This window comes from Zoogloea sp. GW822-FHT05C07 (genome assembly GCF_058800215.1).
This window is the reverse complement of sequence record NZ_CM179510.1, coordinates 4,535,385-4,554,029: the sequence shown is the minus strand read 5'-3', so window position 1 is coordinate 4,554,029 and position 18,645 is coordinate 4,535,385. Positions and strand designations below refer to the sequence as shown.

The following is an 18,645-nucleotide window of genomic DNA, read 5'->3' as shown; positions in this document are numbered from 1 at the left end:
TGGGTCGGTGCGCTCTCGCACATAAGGAAGTCCTGCGGATGCGCGGGTCATCGGCTGTGTGTTCCAACGCACCGACCCCACCGAGACCAGGCCCCATTCTTCAACTGCGCCCCAAGCCGTATCGGGCACAAGCCCTGAACGGTTCCATGCATTCCCAGGCGCAGCAGATCAATACCTAGCCATAAAGGATCGACAATGAAAAACCTCAAGCTCGCAGCCATCGCCACCAGCCTCTGCCTCGCCTTTAGTGCCGCAGCCGTCGGAGCCCCTCTGTCAAAGGCCGAGTACCAGGCTGGCAAAGATGAGGCATCGAACAAGTACAAGTCCGACAAGGCCGCATGCAAATCCATGCGCGGCAACACCCAGGACATCTGCATCGAAGAGGCCAAAGGCCGGGAAAGCATCGCCAAAGCCGAACTCGAAGCAAAGTACGAACCGTCCGCCAAGCACAGCTACGAGGTCCGCCTGGCCCAGGCCGAAGCCGCCTATGCCGTGGCGAAGGAAAAGTGCGATGCCCTTGCGGGCGATGCCAAGGCAAGCTGTATCAGCGCGGCCAAGACGCGTTACGGGCAATAAGAGCAGCGGCCCCCCGTGCGGGTATCCACCTGACACGGGAGGCGCAATCCAGGAGGAAAACCAGTCTGGCGCTGTTCGCCCGCGGGGAAATGGGCCGCCCGACAGATAGACCACAAGCTCAACAATGGAGGCCGCCATGCTCTATACCATTGCCATCGTAATGCTCATCCTGTGGCTGCTCGGCTTGGTCACCTCGACCACTCTGGGGGGCTTCATCCACATTCTGTTGGTGATCGCCATCGTCGTCGTCCTGCTTCAGGTGATCAGCGGGCGCCGCGGTTGATGAGCGCAGCCGCTGGCCTTGCCGTCCGGCTCAGGCCAGGGGATGAGCCGATCTGCCGTCGCGCGCCCCATGCAGCACCCAGCATCCGGCTTCGCCGAACTCCAATACCTGGCGGTGATATGGCCGGATCGAGGCACGATGGGCGACGCTGACAAAGGCAATCCCACTGGCGGCGAGCAGTCGGTAGAGGTGCTCCTCGTTACTTGCATCCAGCGCACTGGTCGCCTCGTCGAGGATGACATAACGGGGGGAAAGGAGCAGCAGGCGGGCGAAGGCGATCCGCTGCTGCTCGCCCATCGACAGCACCTTCGCCCAATCCAGTTCGCCGTCCAGGCCACCGACACGCGCCGCGAGATACGGCAGGTTGGTCTGTGCCAGCACATCCAGCAATTCCTCGTCCGACACGGGCCGATCCTGCCGCGGGTACAGCAGCTGGTTGCGCAGGCTGCCTAGCAGCATATAGGGGCGCTGGGGCAGGAACAGCATGTCCCCAGCCGCCGGACGGGCGATGCGCCCCGCGCCGGCACGCCATAGTCCGGCAATGGCGCGGAGCAAGGTGCTCTTTCCACAACCGCTGCTACCGACGATCATCAGGCTCCCACCCGGCTCGATTGCCAGGGAAAGATCGACGATCAACGGCCTTTCCCTGTTCGGTGTCCACAGGGTCAGGCGGTCGATCACCACCCGGGAGTCCTCGACGATGGCAATGCCCTCTTCCCTGGGCACCCCGGCCCGGCCGTCCATGACCCCGGCGAAACTGTCCAGGCGCTCGATTCCGGCTGCAAATTTGCTGAAGCTCTCGAAGTTGTCGACGATCACGGTGAGAGCAGCCAGGATCGCCGCGAAGGCGCCCGCTGCCTGAATCGCGTGGCCGACCTCCAGCTCACCGGAAATGACCCGGTCTGCGATGATTACGCTGGGCAGGATGATGGTCATGAAGCTGTAGGCGTACTGGAAGATGTTCAGCTTGAGCTGAACCTGGATGAGCCTGCTGAAATTGCGGAACACCTCACCGAAATTCCGCTCGACCTGCTGGGCCTCCAGTTTTTCTCCGGCGTAGAAGGCAATGGCTTCTGCGTTCTCGCGGATACGCACGAGGCTGAAGCGGAAATCCGCCTCCCGTTTGAGCTGGTAGAAATTGAGCCCGATCAGCACCTTGCCGAAGAGCACGACAGTGATCAGCGTCCCGATGAAGGCGTAGATCATCAGGAAGAGAACCAGGCCCCGGGAGATGGACCACAGCACGCCGGCGAAGGCCGCAAGTTGCAATACGGCGCCAGCCAGCACCAGCAGGAACTGGAGTGACTTCTGGGTGAAGGTATTGATGTCGTCGGCAATACGCTGATCGGGATTGTCGATCCCCGAGCTGGCATCGAGCCGGAAATAGACGCCGTTTCCCAGATAGGAGCCTAGATAGGCCCGGGTCAGCCAGCGTCGCCAACGAAGGCCGAGCGTGTCCCGCACGTAATAGTAGAAGGCATAAACCGGCACGCCCAACACCAGCACCCCGAAACACCGCTCGATTGACAACCAGAACCGGGCCCCATCCTTTGCCGCCAGTGCGGAGGTGAATTCCCCCGTCTGCCCGTTGAGCAGCACCGCGAACAAGGCCTGCCCCAGCAGTAGCAGCACCAGCAGGGCCAGCAGAGCCCGGGCGAACACTTTCTCCTCGCTGAACCAGTAGGGGGCGGCAATCGCCCGGAAGCGCGCCAGGAGCGCCCGGTCAAGGGGAATCGTCTGCATTTGCAAGGCACCTCCCCGCGCCCGATCAAACCCATGCGCCGTATCCTTCGATCACCGGCCTGTCGCGACAAACGACATCCGCACGGGTTGCCCGGTCGTCTCGACCTGGAGACGCTGGCGCTGCCACACACCGTCGATGCGGGCGGACATCCGGTAGTCCCCGGGTGGTAGCTTGAGATAAAGCAGCGGACCTTCGCTGACGGCGGTGTAGCTGCGCCGCCCGCCCGTTCCCTCCACGGTGAACGGAATATTCGCCAGATAGTGACCGCTACGGTCGCTGAATACCACCCACACATTGTAGGCCGCAGCCGACCTGCGCATCTCGGCACGATCCGCTTCCCCCACCCCGCCGCTCATCCAGGCAATGGTCTCCGACGGCGCGCTGACCACGGCACTGCGAACAAGCGGTGGTCTCCCTTCACCCGCCTGTATCCGGGCTCCGCAGATCAAGGACAAAAGACCGACCAGCCCGGCCGGTATGGGCCGCCGGAGCCCTGCCCGGCGCCAGCGGAACCCAAACACCGATAGCTTGATTTTCATCGTTCGCTCCTGAAAGTGTCGGGCATGGGTGGTCTGACGTGCTGGATGCATCTACCCGATGGCGCAAGCCTAAGCCTGGCCTCGGAGATGCTCCGTCTGGCGCCGAACATAGGGGCGTAGGGGCCGGCACCGTGTACGCCAGCGTACCAACCCGCGATCGCTTCCCGTCCACGCTTCGCCAGTGATCCCCCACATAGCCGAGTCTCACCCACTGCGATCAGGCCGATCACCCGATTCATTCCATGAAGGGAACAGACCATGAAGACGCTTCGCAGGCCAAAGTGCTACCCCGGCACTGGGCGAACGGCCCTGCCGGTCCTGATCCTCGGTGCGTCGATGCTGCTGGCTGTGCGAGCACACCGGCACCTACCGAGCAACTGGCCGTTTCGGCTGCAGCGGTCAGCCGGGCCGACAGCGCCGGCGCAGCTACGCTGGCCCCGCCGAGATACAGATGGCGCGGGAAAAGCTCGACCAGGCCCGCCTGGCCATGACGCGGGAAGACTTCGACAACGCACGCAACCTGGCCCAGGAGACCGAGGTGGACGCCCAGTTGGCCGAAGCCAAATCCCGCTCCGGCAAGGCGCGCAAGGCTGCCGGAGAATTGCAGGAAGGAGTTCGCGTACTGCGCGACGAACTCGACCGCAAGAACAAATGATTGCTCGCATAAAAGGAATGACCATGACCGAACAAGCAAACGCCCCGCGGCATCGTGATCACCATCGGTGATGTGCTGTTTGACACCAACCGCGCCGAACTCAAGGCCGGCGGCATGCGCAATATGGAAAAGCTGGTCGTCTTTCTCAAGGACAATCCGCAGCGCAAGGCAGTGATAGAAGGGTTCACCGACAGCTCCGGCAGTGACAGCCATAACCAGGCTCTGTCGGAGCGGCGCGCGGATTCCGTCATGAACGCGCTGACAAGCATGGGGATCGGCAGTGAGCGCCTCAGTGCCCGCGGCTATGGCGAGGCTTATCCGGTGGCAGGCAATGCCAGCGCCAGCGGTCGCCAGATGAATCGGTGCGTCGAGATCATCCTGTCGGATGAAAGCGGCAATATTTCTTCCCGTTGATCGAGCCATGGCCTCCCGCTTTGCCCGCCGACGCCGGGCAGTGGGGGCTCCCAATCCTAAGCACCCGGCGGACTCAACGGGTGCTTTCCATTAGCCAACAAAGCCCCGAAGTCCGCTGCACCCAGGGGATGGCTGAACTGGAAACCCTGCCCTTCGTGGCAATGCTGGGCGCGCAGAAAGGCCAGTTGCTCAAGGGTTTCCACCCCTTCGGCGACAACCCGCTGCTTGAGGTTGCGGCCCATGCCGATCATCGCGCTGACAATGGTGGCGTCGTCCGCGTTGGTGGCGACATCTCGTATGAAGGACTGGTCGATCTTGAGGGTATCGATGGGGAAACGCTTCAGATAGCTGAGGCTTGAATAACCGGTTCCAAAATCATCAATGGCCAGGTGCATGCCCATAGCCTTGAGGGCGATGAGGACCACGGCCGAGGCTTCGGCGTCGTGCATCAGGATGCTCTCCGTCAGCTCCAGTTCGAGCAGCTGTGGCGCCAGGCCGGTGTCTGCAAGGATCAGGGCCACCCCCTCGAGAAAGCCCTTGTGACGGAACTCCATCGCCGAAATGTTCACCGAAATCGGAACCGTCCTCAAACCTGCATCCTGCCAGACCTTCAATTGCCGGCACGCCTCCCGCATGACCCAGCGCCCGATCGGCACGATCAAGCCCGACTCCTCCGCGATGTGCACAAACTGCGCCGGCTGGATGAGGCCCAGCTTCGGGTCCTGCCAGCGGATCAGAGCCTCGGCACCGGTCAATGCCCCTGATTTCAGATCGATCTGCGGCTGGTAATGGAGCACGAACTCATCCTGCCGCAATGCACGGCGCAGGCTGCTTTCGATGAACTGGCGCTGCACGGCGCGGGTATTCATATCTCCCCGGAACAACTGCCAGTTGTTCCGGCCGCTCGCCTTGGCGTGGTACATCGCCGTGTCGGCGTTCTGCATCACGGTTTCCGGGTTGTCGCCGTCATCGGGAAATACGCTGATGCCGATACTCAGGGTCACGTGGAGTTCGTGGCCGTCGATCAGCTGCGGCTGTGAAAAAACCAGTAGCAGCTTGTCGGCGACCCGGGTGGCATCCTGCAGGTGCTCGATCTCCGACAGCAGGATGACGAACTCGTCGCCCCCCTGCCGGCACACCGTATCGGTGACGCGCACGCAGGTCATCAGGCGATCAGCCACCGATTTCAGCAGCTGATCACCGACCGCGTGCCCAAGGGAATCATTGATGTGCTTGAAGTAGTCCAGGTCCAGGAACAGCAAGCCCACCTGCTTGTGCCGCCGCCGGGCCAGCCCGATGGCCTGGGCCAGGCGCTCCGTCAGCAGGGCCCGGTTGGGCAGGCCGGTCAGAAAATCATGGTGGGCCAGATGGAACATCTTGACCGCCATGGCGCGGGATTCGCTCACATCGTGAAATACGAGCACTGCGCCCACCACCTGGCCGTCCCGGTTATGGATGGGCGCCGCCGAATCCTCGATGGAGGCCTCAACGCCATCCCGCCGCCGCAGTAAGCAGTCGGCCGCCAGACCGACCGTGCGATCCTCATGCATGGCCAGATGGGCCGGGTTTGCCGCTATTTCTCCGCTTGTGCCGTCGACGATGCGGAACACTTCAGCCAAAGGTCTCCCGATGGCCTCCTCCCGCGACCACCCGGTCATCCTTTCCGCCACCAGGTTCATGTAGGTGACGTTACCCGGAATGTCCGTCGTAAGCACTGCGTCGCCGATGGAGTTGAGAGTCACCTGGGCCCGTTCCTTCTCCGCAAACAGCGCTTCCTCAGCGACCCTCAACACGCTGTCGGCAGACTTGCGATCCGCGATGTCTTCAACCGTCAGCACATGTCCAAATGGCGGCCCCAGGCCATGCCTGGCTGCATTCAGACGTATCCACGCCAAGCTGCCGTCGGCGCACAGCAGGCGGGCCTCCACACGGAAAGGCTGGTGCTCTGCGGCAGCCACCCGCCATTCGGCCAGAACGCGTGGCTGATCGTCCGGACATATGAAGCTGCGCCAATCACGGCCCAGCAGTTGCGCCTCCACGAGCCCGAAAATCCGTCGACAGGCGGGATTCGCATGGACACACAGCCCCTCAGCGTCCGTGACAAGGACGCCCAGCGGGACTGCCTCGACAATGGCGCCGAAATCGACCTTCAACGCACCGGAAGGCTGCGTGCTCATAAGGGCAGCAACAGCAAGGTCAGGACGGGCTTCTCGGCGTAGTGTCCCTGTTGAGTTCCTCGAAGCGTTTGATCTGCGCCTCAGCCTCATCCTTGGTAACGCCGTAGGTTTCCTGGACCTTGCCTAGCAGTTCGTCGCGCCTGCCGGCGATCACGTCCAGATGGTCGTCGGTGAGCTTGGCCCACTGCGCCTTGACCTTGCCCTTGAACTGCTTCCAATTGCCTTCAACGATATCCCAGTTCATTTCCAACTCCTTGAGTTCATCCACTGGACGGCAGGATTACCAGCCGAAGCCGCAAATCAACGGCGACTGAGCAGAAAAGCCGATCAGGAAGCCGGCGACAGCAGCACCGCCCAGCACCTGCCAGGGGTTCTCCTTGACGTAATTCTGGGTGGCGTCGGCGGCACGGTGAGCATGGTTTGCAAGTCGGTCCCGGGTACCGTCATAACAAGCTTGAGCCTTGTCAAGCACATCACGGACGCTGGAGTCAGTACCGGGAACTACGTTGGTTTCGGTAGTCATCATGTCTCCTTATATGGATGGAACGATGGAACACATGGGCGAACGGCGGAGCAGCCCCCACGGCGACACCCCGGTGCATCCTCCTACCACGCCATCAGCGTGTCGGTACGCAAACGTACAAAGTTGGAATGGATGTGATTTCGGGCAACAGCGTCGGGCGTTCCATGTGCGCTAGCGAACAGATGGGACCCATGAGCCACAGTCACAATGAACCGTTGCCGAATGGAGGAACCACGCCATGTTGATCATCTTCAAATCCGCCGCCTGCGGCGATCTCATCACCTTCGAGAAGGACGCCCGGCAGATGCTTGACGTGCTCGGCAAGGACAGTAGCGACGGGCAGGGCATCGTTACCGTGGAACAGCTGCCCTCCGCCATAAAGCAACTGCGTCAAGCCATTGAAGAAGATGTGACGATCTGCGCGACAGACGACAGCAAGATGCGGCAAGCGACAGCCGAGGATGGTAGCGATGAAAGCGATGCCGTCAGCTTTCACCAATGCGCCGTGCCCCTGCTTGAAGTACTGGAACGTTCGCTGCAAGAGCGGGTTCCAGTCACTTGGGGCGTGTAGTTGCTCCTTAGATTCACGATGAAACAGGTTCCCACCACCAAGACGCCCTTGCCTGGCAGCAATCTCGACCGCTTCGCCCACGCCCAACTCGCACATCTGACAGGCGGCATCTCACCTGCGGCTCTGTTCATGGCCTTCGAAGACTGGCTCATACACCTCTCGCACAATCCGGCAGAACAGGCCAAGCTCGCGCAGGAGCTTGCCAAAGCCTTCATGCTGCTTCCCAGCCATTTGCAGCAGTCCCCCCGGCCACCCGGCACTCTGGGCCGGGATCCATTCCTACCTGACCGCCGTTTCACCCACCCTGGCTGGCAGACCTGGCCGTTCAATGTGTTGAGCCAGTCCTTCCTGCTAACCGAAGAGTGGTGGAAAAAGGCAACAACCGGCGTGCGCGGCGTGTCGCCTCACCATGAGAATGTCGTCAGCTTCACTGTCAGGCAACTTCTGGACATGATGTCGCCGGCCAATTCTTTGTGGACCAACCCGGAGGTGCTGGAGCGTACCGCTCAAACTGGTGGCGCCAACCTGATCCAGGGCCTGCGTAATCTGATGGCCGATGTGCAGCACCAACAGTCGAAATCCGGGCCGCCAGGGGCACAGGCCTTCAGGGCAGGGCATGAGGTAGCCGTCACGCCGGGCCAGGTAATTTTCCGGAACAGCCTGATCGAACTCATCCAGTATGCCCCCTCCGTCCCGCAGGTGCGGCCCGAGCCGATCCTGATCGTTCCGTCATGGATCATGAAGTACTACATCCTCGATCTCTCGCCGAGCAACTCCTTGATTCGCTATTTGGTGGGCCAGGGCTATACGGTGTTCGCCATTTCATGGGCCAATCCTGGCCCCGAAGGTTACGACCTGGGCATGGATGACTACCTGCGCCTGGGAGTGATGGATGCGCTCGATGCGATCAACACCGTGGTACCAGGACAAGAGATCCACGCCACGGGCTATTGCCTGGGCGGCACCCTTCTGGCGATTGCCGCCGCGGCCATGGGGCGGGACGGCGACGCGCGCCTGGCCTCGGTGTCGATGCTGGCGGCACAGACCGACTTCACTGAGCCAGGAGAGATGGCCCTGTTCATCGACAACAGCCAGGTCAGCTTCCTGGAAGACATCATGTGGGACCAGGGATACCTGGACACCACGCAGATGGCTGGCGCCTTCCAGCTGCTCAATTCCCGTGATCTCGTGTGGTCGCGACTGCTGAAGTACTACCTGATGGGCGATCGTCATCCGATGAGCGACCTCATGGCCTGGAATGCCGACGGAACCCGTCTGCCCTACCGCATGCACACCGAGTACCTGCGACGTCTGTTCCTCAACAACGATCTGGCCAGCGGCCGCTACCCGGTCGGTACGCAACCTGTGGCACTGACGGACATAACCTGCCCGATCTTCTGCGTTGCCACACGGCGGGACCACGTCGCGCCATGGCGTTCGGTGCACAAACTGCACTTGCTCGCCGATGTTCCGATTACCTTCCTGCTCAGTTCCGGCGGTCACAACGTCGGCATCGTCAATCCGCCAGGCATACCCGGCCGCAGCTATCAGGTGCTCACCCGCCCCCGCGACGGCCGCTATTTCGACCCTGAGGCATGGCTCATTGCGGCCCCCACCCATGAAGGCTCCTGGTGGCCGGAATGGATCACATGGCTCAACGCCCATTCAGCCGAGCACACCGCGCCACCTTCGATGGGCAACACTGCGGCCGGCCTGTCCTCCTTATGCGCCGCACCGGGCACATATGTGCGGCAAGTTTGATCAGGGCTGCTCGCACTGCGGCAGACGCGACCGGTCAGTACGGCTCGCTTCGAACAGGAACCATGTACGTTTTACCCATTCCCTTATACACAACTCACCCCTGATCCATTTTCCTTGCCTGGCGCATGCCTTCGACAAAGACAGCCAGCTGCTGAAGACCGAGCCAGATTATTGTCTTGGCGCCTGGCTCACCATCATGTCGGCGGGCCAGGAAGCCTCCACGCTGGGCGATCAGGCGTAAGACGGTGTTCAGCGCGGGCACGGCTGTTGGGATGGGCTTCTTGTTCAGGATGAAGGCAGCCCGCCACTCATCGGCTTCGACCGCCATGTCGGCCGGTAAATAGGGCAGGCACCGGCCCAGACGCATCAGGCGATTGATCCGCCTCGACGAACTGGACTTGGGCAGACTGGAATTCGCTGGCATCGATCCGGCAGCAACAGGGCGTCTTGTTTACCACCCGGCGGTGATGCTGAAGCTTTACATCTACGGTTACGTCAATCGTATTCAGTCCAGCCGCCGGTTTGAGCGCGAACGCGATGTCGTCAGCCCCCAGGTAAGACAGGCCGTGGGTGTGGGCATAGAGCCGGGCAAAGGTCGTTTTACCCGAGCCGCTGGGGCCACCCACGACAACCAACCGGGGGCGTGCGGCGCTCATGCCTCGCTCCAAGCACAGGAGGCAGCCACCCATGAATTTTTTTGTTGCCGTTGAGCATGGAAACTGGGGAGTGATCAGGTCAGCGGAACGAAGCCGCATGGCAGGTGCCGACAGTGCCGGGACACCCTACCCCCAGCTTCACGAGGTCAGGCTTCCAGATTACACGGAACAGGCCCGCGCCCTAAACGGGTATCAGCACAGGGACTTCATCCAGTTCCGTCCAATAGTGATCAACCAAAGCCAGCATGCCATGGCATACCAAATGGCACACCATCGAACGACAAAAACAAAAAAGCCCTTGAAAATCAAGGGCTTTTCTGAGGTTCTTGGCGGAGAGTGAGGGACTCTTCCGGCCGGCAAACATCACCCTTGATTTTAAAGGATATTTTCGTGGACCGAGAGTTGGTTATGTAGCAACTCTTTGGGCAAGATTATCACGATCAGACCCTGCCATGCCGGACATCCACACGCACAGGGTGTCAGTTACAGTACATTCACATCATTCGAATCCAGTAAATTGCATGTGTCGCACCAGACATCTGATGAGTTTACGTACAGCAACCGATCCCTTTGCCCTGACGACCCCAAAGATCTCCACCGAAGATGAGTCCAAAGAAGAAATCGAAACTATCCAAAACAATCATCACCGGTGGCTTGGCGCTACTGCCTTTGATCATTGTGCCCAGCGCTGTCGCGAAGGGCGGGCACCACTCCGGCAGTACGGACACATTCAGCCATAGCCCGCATTCAACGATCCACACGAGCAGCAGCGGAAGTTCCTATTCCCTCCCCTGGCGAACCTCCAAAACAACGGAATACGAGAGCACCCCATCGTACTCGGCGAGCAGTAGTTATTCCGGCACGTCTAACAAGGCAGCGACAGGCGTTGCCAGAGATAGTCATGGCCGGATCGCCAGAAGCGAGCATGCGAAGGATGAGTTCAAGAAGATGTCTCCCTGCCCTTCGACGGAGGAATCGAGTGGTGCCTGTCCGGGCTACGTCATCGATCACATTAAGCCATTAAAGCGTGGTGGCGCGGATGCCCCAAGTAATATGCAATGGCAAACAAAGGCGGCAGCTAAGGCAAAGGACAAGTGGGAATAGGTTTTCTCTCTCAGTCGGCCCTTTTTCTCACTGTCCAGCTACTGCCCCTAACAAAAATGAACATCATGCAAGTCAGAACCGAAGCTAGCCTCCAGCCACCGAATACACAACAGCCCTTGCACGCCGCACTGGAATTAATCGAAGAGCAGATCAAGCTCCTCGTGCGAAGTCAAGACGAAGACGAATTTTTGATAGTCGTAGGTGACAAGAAAAAAAATTATTTTGTGCAGTTTGCAATCAACGATAACGGAGAGATGTACTGCGAAGCGAGTGGCAATGAAGTACTAAAAAACGAAGACGCCCTTAATGCCAATCAGACAATGAAAATGATTCAACTAGGTTGGCAGGACATACCATCTCATATCAATTTTTCAGTAACGCTCCCAATAGTCACCCCTGAGCAGATAGGAAAAAAATGTGCTGAACTGGCCCGAGAGACCTTGCTCGGCCCCTACCAAATCCCCGAACGTAGTGTGTGGCAGATCCAAAATAGCAGGGCATTGCTGGCCGGAGATTCGGAGTCCACCTCAAAACCCATTCAATCTTCTGAACCCGCTCCACTTCTAGAGTTATCTGTACAGGCAGCCCTAGAATTACTGGATAAACTAGCAACCCAATACGCAAGCGAAGAATTTTATAACGTTATTCATATAATCGGCGACAAGGAAAAACGCTACGACATCACCTTCACCTTTGATGGAAATGACAGCATTTATTGTGATACCAGTAGCAATGAAGCCCTCGATTCAAAGTCCTCCATTAATGAAACGCAACTTACGCAACTTAGTAAACTCGGATGGATCAATGACGAAAGTGTCTATTTTTGGCAAAAGGTTCACATCTCTTCTATAGAAGAAGCCGGAAAAAAATGCGTCGAACTCGCCCAGAGAACGCTGCTTGATGTATTTAAGATTCCGAAAGCCACAACTTGGTTATTTGATGATGGAAGCGCCATTCGTCAGCCGGCCCCTAAGCGCGTCTGGCCTAATCCATTGTCCAATGAACCGGAGAAATCAAGCAATAATGGCTGGTGCATCACACCTGGATCCGATGTAAGCATTACCTTATGCTGCGACACCTTCGAAATGGCGAAGAAACTCCAGGATCTATTTCACCCTGAGAAGTACAGAAAAGCGTCTTTCAGAACCCAACTTATTGAAGCGTTCATGAGCCGGGAAGTGTCCTGCCTTGAGATCGAATCCGTGCTGGATCGCTATAGCAAGCTGTATCACGAACTTATCGAATCACTCGATCAAGAGAAAGGCATTGATCAAAATCGTATACACGACGATGACTCTCGAGCAAGTGCAGCCATCGAGTCAATGAACCTCCCCGACTCTTTCAAGAGCCTATTTAGAACCAGATGCAAGCCAAAGCGGGAACTCTCTAGACCCGAGTTTTCGCAAACCCCTCCTAATATTCTTCGGCACTATCTTGTTCACTATAATGGAAAATTTGGGAGCGTCCTTTCAGAAAAGAGAGACCTAACACCTCCCCTCTTGGCTGAGTGCATCCGTCACGGCCTAATTAACGTAGGCTCCGACATACCTTTAATAACAATTATCGAAAATCTAACGCTTAGTGACATTAACAAATCACTTGGCACTAAAATTACTCGACGAGAGAATGCAGTAGCAGCATTACTAAGCGATCCATCCCCAGCCTCCAAACTTCAATCTGCACTTAATCTTAAAAACTTAAGATCCCCCTCCGTATCTTTCTCCAAAGAAGAATCCGATTTATTCTTCGAAGAGTGGAGTTTTAACGAATCTGTAGTTAGGCTAATTCACAGCGCGCTCTACCCTCAACCTAACTCAAAGAATTGGTGGGCATCATCAAATATCGACAGGCAGAGCTTACGACCGGACACAAATAAATTAAAAGCCAGAGCACTATCGCACTACCAAGATTATTTAAAAGATATAAAAAGCACCGCTTTAAAACGAATTGAAATCGCTGTTCAACGACGACCTTCAGCATCAATTGATATTTTTCAAAAAGTTCTCACTCCCTCAAGGACTGAAGATATCAAAAGTTTCCATTATTGGAATTTCTGGATGGGAAACTTATTGAGATCAGCAACACCGACAAAGCCTGAACACTTCAGAACCATTGATGAAGTGGCAAAAAGGGCAAGAGACCTTCTTCCATTCGCCCATGAGCAATTTGAACAAAGAACGAGAGGGTTCAGCACATACTCCAAGAACAACGAAATAACGGGGAATGATGCATTCCCAAAATACATTACACACTTAGAATCTGCCGGACGACTCGACGAGGCAATAGCCGTATGCAATGACTGCATCAAGTACAACATTAACGATGGGACCAAAGGTGGCTTTGCAAGAAGAATAGCAATACTTGAGAAGAAAGCTGAAAAGCGGGCTCAAGAAACAAACCCTTCAAAAAAAAGGGGGAAGGTTTCTAATGAGGACATCACATCAATTGTCTCTCGCTACCCTACTTGCTCGCCGGAAGAGCGGAAAGCGTTAGCGGCAGAATATGGCTTAAAGATGAGTTATCTCTATTACATCGTCACAGTAAACAAACCTAGAAATTAATCAAATTAGCTCATTTCTAAGCGACAACACGTCGGTAAAGCCGAGACTTCTATCAAGTTGGGGCCCCTATCGCGAACGCGAAGCCAACAACGTCCATAAGGCCCAGAAACAGCCTATACGGGCCGCTAGCGCGTTTCTCTTCGCTTGGATATACGCACACACCAACAATGATAGAAAATCGCGCACACGGCCCGTATACGCCCCACAGGCGACTTCGTCTTTGATGCGCCGGAGTTTGGGTACGTTCGACCAAAGGGGGCGGGGGAATCCGCAGCCCCCTTTGCTTGGAACACTTGCAGGGGAAAGTGTAAGGGGGCCGGCGTTTGGGGTTTGGGTTTTCGTCGGACTAGACGTTAGTTCGCTTAGGAAAATTATCTTTCTAAATATTGTTCGCCGTCAGATCCTTCAATGTCTTCGCATAACTGCGTTACTTCTAAGACTACCGCCCCTCTGCCGGACTTCAGTAAGCGAGTACTTACTATCTCAAGGCGCTAAAGAGAGATAGCTTAACAAGCTCCCTTTAGCGTCCTGCTATTACTCGTCCGACAAATCAAACACTCCGATAGCCTCATCCTCGTTATCGAAGAGGTGGGTTTCGCCGCCGTCAAACTCTACAAGCCAATAGTCCTTCAGTGCTCCGGAGATGGGCGTCATGTGAATTGCGGTTTTGTTCGATGCTTTCAAGACATACTCCTTGCGATTAGATTTCGGGTTGTCCGATGAATACCGGACTGGCGAAAGCATACCTCACCGGACTAAAGAGTCGACAAGATTGGAGATGGTTTTTCAAAGTTTAAAGCTGTCAGTAAATGGTGACTGAGACGAGCACAGCCATTGAGAACGTGCGAGCAGCAGGGCTGCGAGGCTGTTCTGGCATGCTGTAGGGCGTGCTTGGCCGATTTGGCTGCTTGGCTTGAGGAAGGGGCGGTAGCACCTGACTGAAGGCCGTAGAAGCCTTCTGGCCTGCTTGGTGGGGTGTTCTGCGGTGGTGTTCTGGTTCTTCGCCTTCGCTGCGCTTCAGACTCGAACCTCTCCCCTTCTTGTTGCTGTCTTCAATGATGAGGAGTGTATCCCCTGCGTGTACAAAGAAGATGTATAGCTATTAGGAGCCCCAACACAGGGTTTCTACCCTTTTCCAGTGCAGGCGCGGCCTGCCAAGCTAGGCGACGCCCGCCCCACTCCTCGAAACAGGCGAAAAATGGTCGAAATCGTGGAGGTAAGACTTCGCCAGGTTGCCGAATTTACGGTCTACGATCCGGTTGATCTGGTAGTCCATGTCCGCCCAGCGCGATACGTTCAGATCGACCGGCTTGGCGTGCTTCCGGTATCCATCCTGGCCGATATCTCGACGCATCCAACCTCTGGACAAACACACGGCACGCTCGTCCCAAGCACAGCGGATGGATACTTCCGCGTAGCGACCCTTGCCCTTCAGAACCTCGTCCAAGCTCTTGAGGTTGGCAAAGCGGAGATGCTTCCCCAGCTTGGTTAGATCGATTTTAGCCAAATCATCCAGCGTACGAAGGTTATGCTCTTCAAGCTTGGAGCCCGTAAGTGTGACCTCAGCACGAGCCCGCCATTGCTTGCGAGGAAGTTCCTTCCCTTGCTGATCGTCGTCCTTGCAGTCAGTGCGCTTTAGATAAACCCGGTACGTGACCGGCTCGTTCTTCTCCAGAACGTAAAGGGTTCCGTCCGGACTAGTAGGATCGATTTCCCACCATTGATCAATTCTGCGCATTTTGCTCCGGACTGGGTCGTACTTGCGAACATCCCGATTCGGCGCAGAGAGATGCGCCATAAAGAACCGGGTAACTTCGCGCAGCTTTTTATCATCCGGACTATAGGCATCAAAGGACAACTCAAGTCCAGTGATCTGAGGAGCGCAGGTTAGCGGATATCGCTTCTCCAAATGCTCGAACAGTTCCAGAGTCTCACGATAGGAGTTGGCACAGTCGTCGTACAGTCTGATTCGGAAAACGTTCGTTGTTTGACCTTCTCCCTTCTTCGTCTCTCCTGTAGCTGGGTCAATCGGGTCAACGAAGGGCTTCGCCTTCAGTTTCTCGACCAAGTGGTCTTGAACGAATCGAAATTGCGTCGGGCTAGCCGTCGTGAACTGAAACTCGATCCAATCAATCACGGCCTTGAATTTAACGCCTTTGGTATTCAGCTTTTCGCCGAGTGTGTTATGATAATCAATCACTTGAAGCACCTTAGCCGTTTTGATCGCGCCAACGATCAAGCGGCTTTTGTTTTTCTTAGTGAAGCAGTTTTCGCTTCGCCTTCTCTGACATCGCCGAGTATTTTCCGATTCGGCTGACTTTCCGGCCTTCGACTACTTTTGTAGCTTCCTCGATAAGAATCGGGGATTCCCGCTCCGCGTCGGGAATCACATCTCTCACCTGCGAGACAAAGCCCGCAACGTCCTTCATGTGGTAGTAGTAGCGGCCTCCAGCTTTGAACGCAAAAGGCAGATCGTATTCCGGGTGCCGACCTCTCCGGGCATCCCTGATCCAATCTACCCAAGCCCAAATCGGCCCCAACTCGTTGCGAAGAAGCACTGCAAGTTCAGCTTCGATAATCACCGGATCTTTCATCGTGCATTCACTTACGGACATTTTCGGCTTCCTTCCAAGCTTCCAAGCACAGTCTCTCCAACATCTTGGCCTGCGTGAGTGAGTTGTAAATACAGAGATGCTTTAGCGCAGAATGGGCTTCTTCGCTGATGCGCAGGTTGATCGACTTAATCTTCTCGTTCGCTTTCATTTCAAATTCTCATTTAACTTAAAGAACGAATGAATATCACATCTACTCATAAAAAACAAATGTAAGCGCCGACGTAGAAAGCTGAACTTAAATCAGAATTTACACCTTCAAGTTCAACACTCCAAATTCAGCAAATGCACACAAAGTTTTTCCTTACAGAATAGAAAAACAACTTATTTTTCAGTCATTTCAGGAAAAGTGTAAGCGGACAATCACTGCATTAGACACACGTCCATGTACTACTTATACAGCGAGAAAGAAGTAAATTACTCGCCGGAGTCCTACTGTCTCAGATTGAAAATATTTCGAGAAAGACCATTCACCGACGCCACCCCGCGTCGTATTTGTCGTTCGGAGTGACACCCAGCCGGCGCTGGAGATCCTTTTCGCGCTCCTGGACATCGCGATGCTGTTCCTCGTACCGGCGCGCGTTCTCGCGTTCGACCATCCGATTGTTCTGCTCTACCTGCATGCAGGCGACGGACGACCCTTGACATACGAACCTGCCGCCACCCACATACTCAATTTTGGGTTCGCGCCCACGATCCGCCCATGCTGAAGAAGCGCCTGTAAGAGCACTGGCCACCGCAACTAGTAATGCAAAAACCTGACTTTTCATAGTCGTCCTTTTCACGTCAACTTTGTACGCATTTCAACATTCAAAACACCTTACACAAAAGTTCGTTTTGAGTACACTTCAAGAGAACCAAGCAAAACCGGTTCGATATCCAACCGTTAGACAACCTATATCGAACCAACTCAATCGAACCACTCATATCGAACTGGAGGAGCTTCAGATGTTTGTCCGTGCCTACCTTCGCGCATCTACTCAAGAACAAGACGCTAGCCGTGCCCGCGAACAGCTCATCAACTTTGCCGCTGAACGGGGTCTGAAGATTGCCAGCTTCTATGTTGAGAACGAGTCCGGCGCCAGCCTCAAGCGCCCCGAACTGTTCCGCCTCCTGAACGATTGCCAGAAGGGTGACGTTTTGCTTGTCGAACAAGTTGACCGTCTGTCACGCCTGAACGACGAGGACTGGGAAACCCTCAAGCGTGAGATCGGAACGCGTGGTGTGCGGATCGTGGCATTGGACTTGCCCACTAGCTGGATGAGCATCAGCACCGACGAAACCACCGGCCGGATCATGACTGCCATTAACGGAATGCTGCTGGACATGCTGGCCGCTATCGCCCGCAAGGACTACACCGACCGGCGTAGGCGGCAAGCGCAGGGTATCGAGAAGGCCAAGACTGCAGGCCTCTACAGAGGCCGCCAGGAAGACGAAAAGCGGAACGCGGGCATTCTCAAGATGCTTGAAGCTGGCATGACTTGGGCTGCAATCGAGAAGGCTACCGGCTGCAGCCGTTCCACAATTGCACGCTTGAAGAAGCGGACTGAAACGACTGCTGAGTGATCAGGTAACAGGCAGCGTTGTTATGCGCGGCCTGTTTCATCACTTCACCGTGAAGACGAGGTTCGAACTAAGAGAACCGGAAGAGTACTGCTGGAATGTCTCAGATACGACGCCACCAGTCCCGTCTGTTTTGACCTTGTAGACAGTCGTATCTGCAGACAAGAGCGTGCTTACCGCATACTCCGAGTTCGTCACGCTTACCAGCAGGCTGGTTGCGTCGTTACTCTTGACTGAATAATTAATGGCGATTGAATGACCGTTGCTGCCATCAACACCCCGCCCCATCACGCCCGTATCACCGGCCTTCACCGTTGCTGGAATGGAGAAGGAAGAGTACGTGTAGGTCGACGTTGATCCACCAGTCGTTGACTTGTACTGTGAGTAGTCGCTGCTGTTATAGACATTTACTGTATAGGCGGTTTGTGTTGCCCCCCCATTCAAAGAAAAAACGAGGTTCTCTGTCTGGGTGAGGTAGGTGACGCCATTCAAGGTGCTAGCGGTTGGAGCCCCCCAGCTCAAAGTACCGCTACCAGACACAGGGACTTGGTTCTTTCCTGTCGTATCGAGATACCAGCCACTAACCGTGAAGTTCGCGGAATACTGATTGTTGATGAAGTTAGCGTATGCCGACTTCAGGGGAACAGTCATATTCGGATCAACTGCAGGAGCAGATGCAGTTCCGCCACCTCCGCCCCCGCCCCCGCCGCACGCAGACAGTACGGCTGCGCCAAGAACCACAACAGCAGTTTTCAACTTGCCAGCGATCACTTTTTTATTCACTTTGTTTGCACGAGAAACCAATTTGGGCATCAACTGTATCCCATACGAAACGCCGACAAAGTGCCGTAGATCACACGCTGGCGCGGTTCTCCGTCCGATGCAGCGCTCCGTAAACAAGCCTCA

The 18,645-nt window shown here is 56.1% G+C and carries 21 protein-coding genes and 1 pseudogene; 10 read left to right on the top strand and 12 right to left on the bottom strand.

Features of this window, described 5'->3' with window-relative positions; all coding sequences use genetic code 11:
• The first annotated feature begins 195 nt into the window (after positions 1 to 195).
• Both AC3QL2_RS21080 and AC3QL2_RS21075 read left to right on the top strand, forming a co-directional pair.
• Positions 196 to 576 (top strand): hypothetical protein, encoded by a 381-nt coding sequence (locus AC3QL2_RS21080; RefSeq protein WP_493232745.1) that lies wholly within the window; start codon positions 196 to 198, stop codon positions 574 to 576.
• Positions 577 to 712: 136 nt separating this feature from the next.
• Positions 713 to 859 carry a lmo0937 family membrane protein gene (locus AC3QL2_RS21075; protein ID WP_139379550.1) on the top strand — a complete coding sequence of 49 codons (147 nt, stop codon included), beginning with the start codon at positions 713 to 715 and terminating at the stop codon, positions 857 to 859.
• A gap of 30 nt (positions 860 to 889) precedes the next feature.
• On the opposite strand, the gene AC3QL2_RS21070 is transcribed toward AC3QL2_RS21075, so the two are convergent.
• Together AC3QL2_RS21070 and AC3QL2_RS21065 are read right to left on the bottom strand one after the other, a co-directional pair.
• A complete protein-coding gene (locus AC3QL2_RS21070; protein ID WP_493232747.1) occupies positions 890 to 2,602 on the bottom strand; it encodes an ABC transporter ATP-binding protein/permease in 1,713 nt (570 codons plus the stop codon).
• A 51-nt stretch (positions 2,603 to 2,653) separates the two neighbouring features.
• Positions 2,654 to 3,142 (bottom strand): hypothetical protein, encoded by a 489-nt coding sequence (locus AC3QL2_RS21065; protein ID WP_493232748.1) that lies wholly within the window; start codon positions 3,140 to 3,142, stop codon positions 2,654 to 2,656.
• A gap of 451 nt (positions 3,143 to 3,593) precedes the next feature.
• On the opposite strand from AC3QL2_RS21065, the gene AC3QL2_RS21060 reads away from it, so the two are divergent.
• Positions 3,594 to 3,797 carry a DUF4398 domain-containing protein gene (locus AC3QL2_RS21060; protein ID WP_493240297.1) on the top strand — a complete coding sequence of 68 codons (204 nt, stop codon included), beginning with the start codon at positions 3,594 to 3,596 and terminating at the stop codon, positions 3,795 to 3,797.
• A 54-nt stretch (positions 3,798 to 3,851) separates the two neighbouring features.
• Positions 3,852 to 4,211 carry an OmpA family protein gene (locus tag AC3QL2_RS21055; protein WP_493232750.1) on the top strand — a complete coding sequence of 120 codons (360 nt, stop codon included), beginning with the start codon at positions 3,852 to 3,854 and terminating at the stop codon, positions 4,209 to 4,211.
• 56 nt (positions 4,212 to 4,267) lie between these two features.
• Here the strand turns inward: AC3QL2_RS21055 and AC3QL2_RS21050 are convergent, their stop codons facing one another.
• The 3 genes from AC3QL2_RS21050 to AC3QL2_RS21040 are packed head-to-tail and all read right to left on the bottom strand — an operon-like array spanning position 4,268 to position 6,911.
• Complete coding sequence (locus AC3QL2_RS21050; RefSeq protein ID WP_493240295.1) at positions 4,268 to 6,364, bottom strand: putative bifunctional diguanylate cyclase/phosphodiesterase; 2,097 nt, start codon at positions 6,362 to 6,364, stop codon at positions 4,268 to 4,270.
• A 43-nt stretch (positions 6,365 to 6,407) separates the two neighbouring features.
• Complete coding sequence (locus AC3QL2_RS21045) at positions 6,408 to 6,632, bottom strand: CsbD family protein (RefSeq protein ID WP_493232752.1); 225 nt, start codon at positions 6,630 to 6,632, stop codon at positions 6,408 to 6,410.
• Positions 6,633 to 6,668: 36 nt separating this feature from the next.
• Positions 6,669 to 6,911, bottom strand: coding sequence for an ElaB/YgaM/YqjD family protein (locus AC3QL2_RS21040; protein WP_493232753.1), 243 nt, complete (start codon positions 6,909 to 6,911; stop codon positions 6,669 to 6,671).
• Positions 6,912 to 7,149: 238 nt separating this feature from the next.
• Between AC3QL2_RS21040 and AC3QL2_RS21035 the strand changes: the two genes are divergently transcribed.
• Together AC3QL2_RS21035 and AC3QL2_RS21030 are read left to right on the top strand one after the other, a co-directional pair.
• Positions 7,150 to 7,482, top strand: a complete 333-nt coding sequence (locus tag AC3QL2_RS21035; protein ID WP_493232754.1) for a DUF1840 domain-containing protein — start codon at positions 7,150 to 7,152, stop codon at positions 7,480 to 7,482.
• An 18-nt stretch (positions 7,483 to 7,500) separates the two neighbouring features.
• Positions 7,501 to 9,243 (top strand): PHA/PHB synthase family protein, encoded by a 1,743-nt coding sequence (locus tag AC3QL2_RS21030; RefSeq protein WP_493232755.1) that lies wholly within the window; start codon positions 7,501 to 7,503, stop codon positions 9,241 to 9,243.
• Positions 9,244 to 9,337: 94 nt separating this feature from the next.
• On the opposite strand, the gene AC3QL2_RS21025 is transcribed toward AC3QL2_RS21030, so the two are convergent.
• Positions 9,338 to 9,610, bottom strand: a complete 273-nt coding sequence (locus AC3QL2_RS21025; protein ID WP_493232756.1) for an IS4 family transposase — start codon at positions 9,608 to 9,610, stop codon at positions 9,338 to 9,340.
• A gap of 16 nt (positions 9,611 to 9,626) precedes the next feature.
• On the opposite strand from AC3QL2_RS21025, the pseudogene AC3QL2_RS21020 reads away from it, so the two are divergent.
• The 3 genes and pseudogenes from AC3QL2_RS21020 to AC3QL2_RS21010 all read left to right on the top strand — a co-directional run.
• Positions 9,627 to 9,776 (top strand): annotated as a pseudogene (locus AC3QL2_RS21020) (transposase); the annotation flags it as partial.
• Positions 9,777 to 9,930: 154 nt separating this feature from the next.
• Complete coding sequence (locus AC3QL2_RS21015; protein WP_493232757.1) at positions 9,931 to 10,239, top strand: hypothetical protein; 309 nt, start codon at positions 9,931 to 9,933, stop codon at positions 10,237 to 10,239.
• An 820-nt stretch (positions 10,240 to 11,059) separates the two neighbouring features.
• On the top strand, positions 11,060 to 13,564 hold the full coding sequence (locus AC3QL2_RS21010; RefSeq protein ID WP_493232758.1) for a TY-Chap domain-containing protein: 2,505 nt from the start codon (positions 11,060 to 11,062) through the stop codon (positions 13,562 to 13,564).
• Positions 13,565 to 14,098: 534 nt separating this feature from the next.
• Here AC3QL2_RS21010 and AC3QL2_RS21005 read toward each other — a convergent pair.
• From AC3QL2_RS21005 to AC3QL2_RS20985, 5 genes are all read right to left on the bottom strand, one after another.
• Positions 14,099 to 14,248, bottom strand: coding sequence for a hypothetical protein (locus tag AC3QL2_RS21005; RefSeq protein ID WP_493232759.1), 150 nt, complete (start codon positions 14,246 to 14,248; stop codon positions 14,099 to 14,101).
• Between the two features lie 475 nt (positions 14,249 to 14,723).
• Entirely contained in the window at positions 14,724 to 15,764 is a 1,041-nt protein-coding gene (locus AC3QL2_RS21000; protein ID WP_493236683.1) for a hypothetical protein, read from the bottom strand.
• A gap of 55 nt (positions 15,765 to 15,819) precedes the next feature.
• Positions 15,820 to 16,179 carry a hypothetical protein gene (locus AC3QL2_RS20995; protein WP_493232761.1) on the bottom strand — a complete coding sequence of 120 codons (360 nt, stop codon included), beginning with the start codon at positions 16,177 to 16,179 and terminating at the stop codon, positions 15,820 to 15,822.
• Positions 16,166 to 16,327 carry a hypothetical protein gene (locus AC3QL2_RS20990; RefSeq protein WP_493232762.1) on the bottom strand — a complete coding sequence of 54 codons (162 nt, stop codon included), beginning with the start codon at positions 16,325 to 16,327 and terminating at the stop codon, positions 16,166 to 16,168. The genes AC3QL2_RS20995 and AC3QL2_RS20990 overlap by 14 nt, the downstream gene beginning before the upstream one ends.
• A 319-nt stretch (positions 16,328 to 16,646) precedes the next feature.
• A complete protein-coding gene (locus AC3QL2_RS20985) occupies positions 16,647 to 16,775 on the bottom strand; it encodes a hypothetical protein (protein WP_493232763.1) in 129 nt (42 codons plus the stop codon).
• 349 nt (positions 16,776 to 17,124) lie between these two features.
• Between AC3QL2_RS20985 and AC3QL2_RS20980 the strand changes: the two genes are divergently transcribed.
• Positions 17,125 to 17,742: a recombinase family protein gene (locus AC3QL2_RS20980; protein ID WP_493232764.1), complete on the top strand. Its 618-nt coding sequence runs from the start codon at positions 17,125 to 17,127 to the stop codon at positions 17,740 to 17,742.
• A gap of 39 nt (positions 17,743 to 17,781) precedes the next feature.
• Here AC3QL2_RS20980 and AC3QL2_RS20975 read toward each other — a convergent pair whose 3' ends face one another.
• Positions 17,782 to 18,552 (bottom strand): hypothetical protein, encoded by a 771-nt coding sequence (locus tag AC3QL2_RS20975; protein ID WP_493232765.1) that lies wholly within the window; start codon positions 18,550 to 18,552, stop codon positions 17,782 to 17,784.
• Between the last annotated feature and the right edge of the window lie 93 nt (positions 18,553 to 18,645).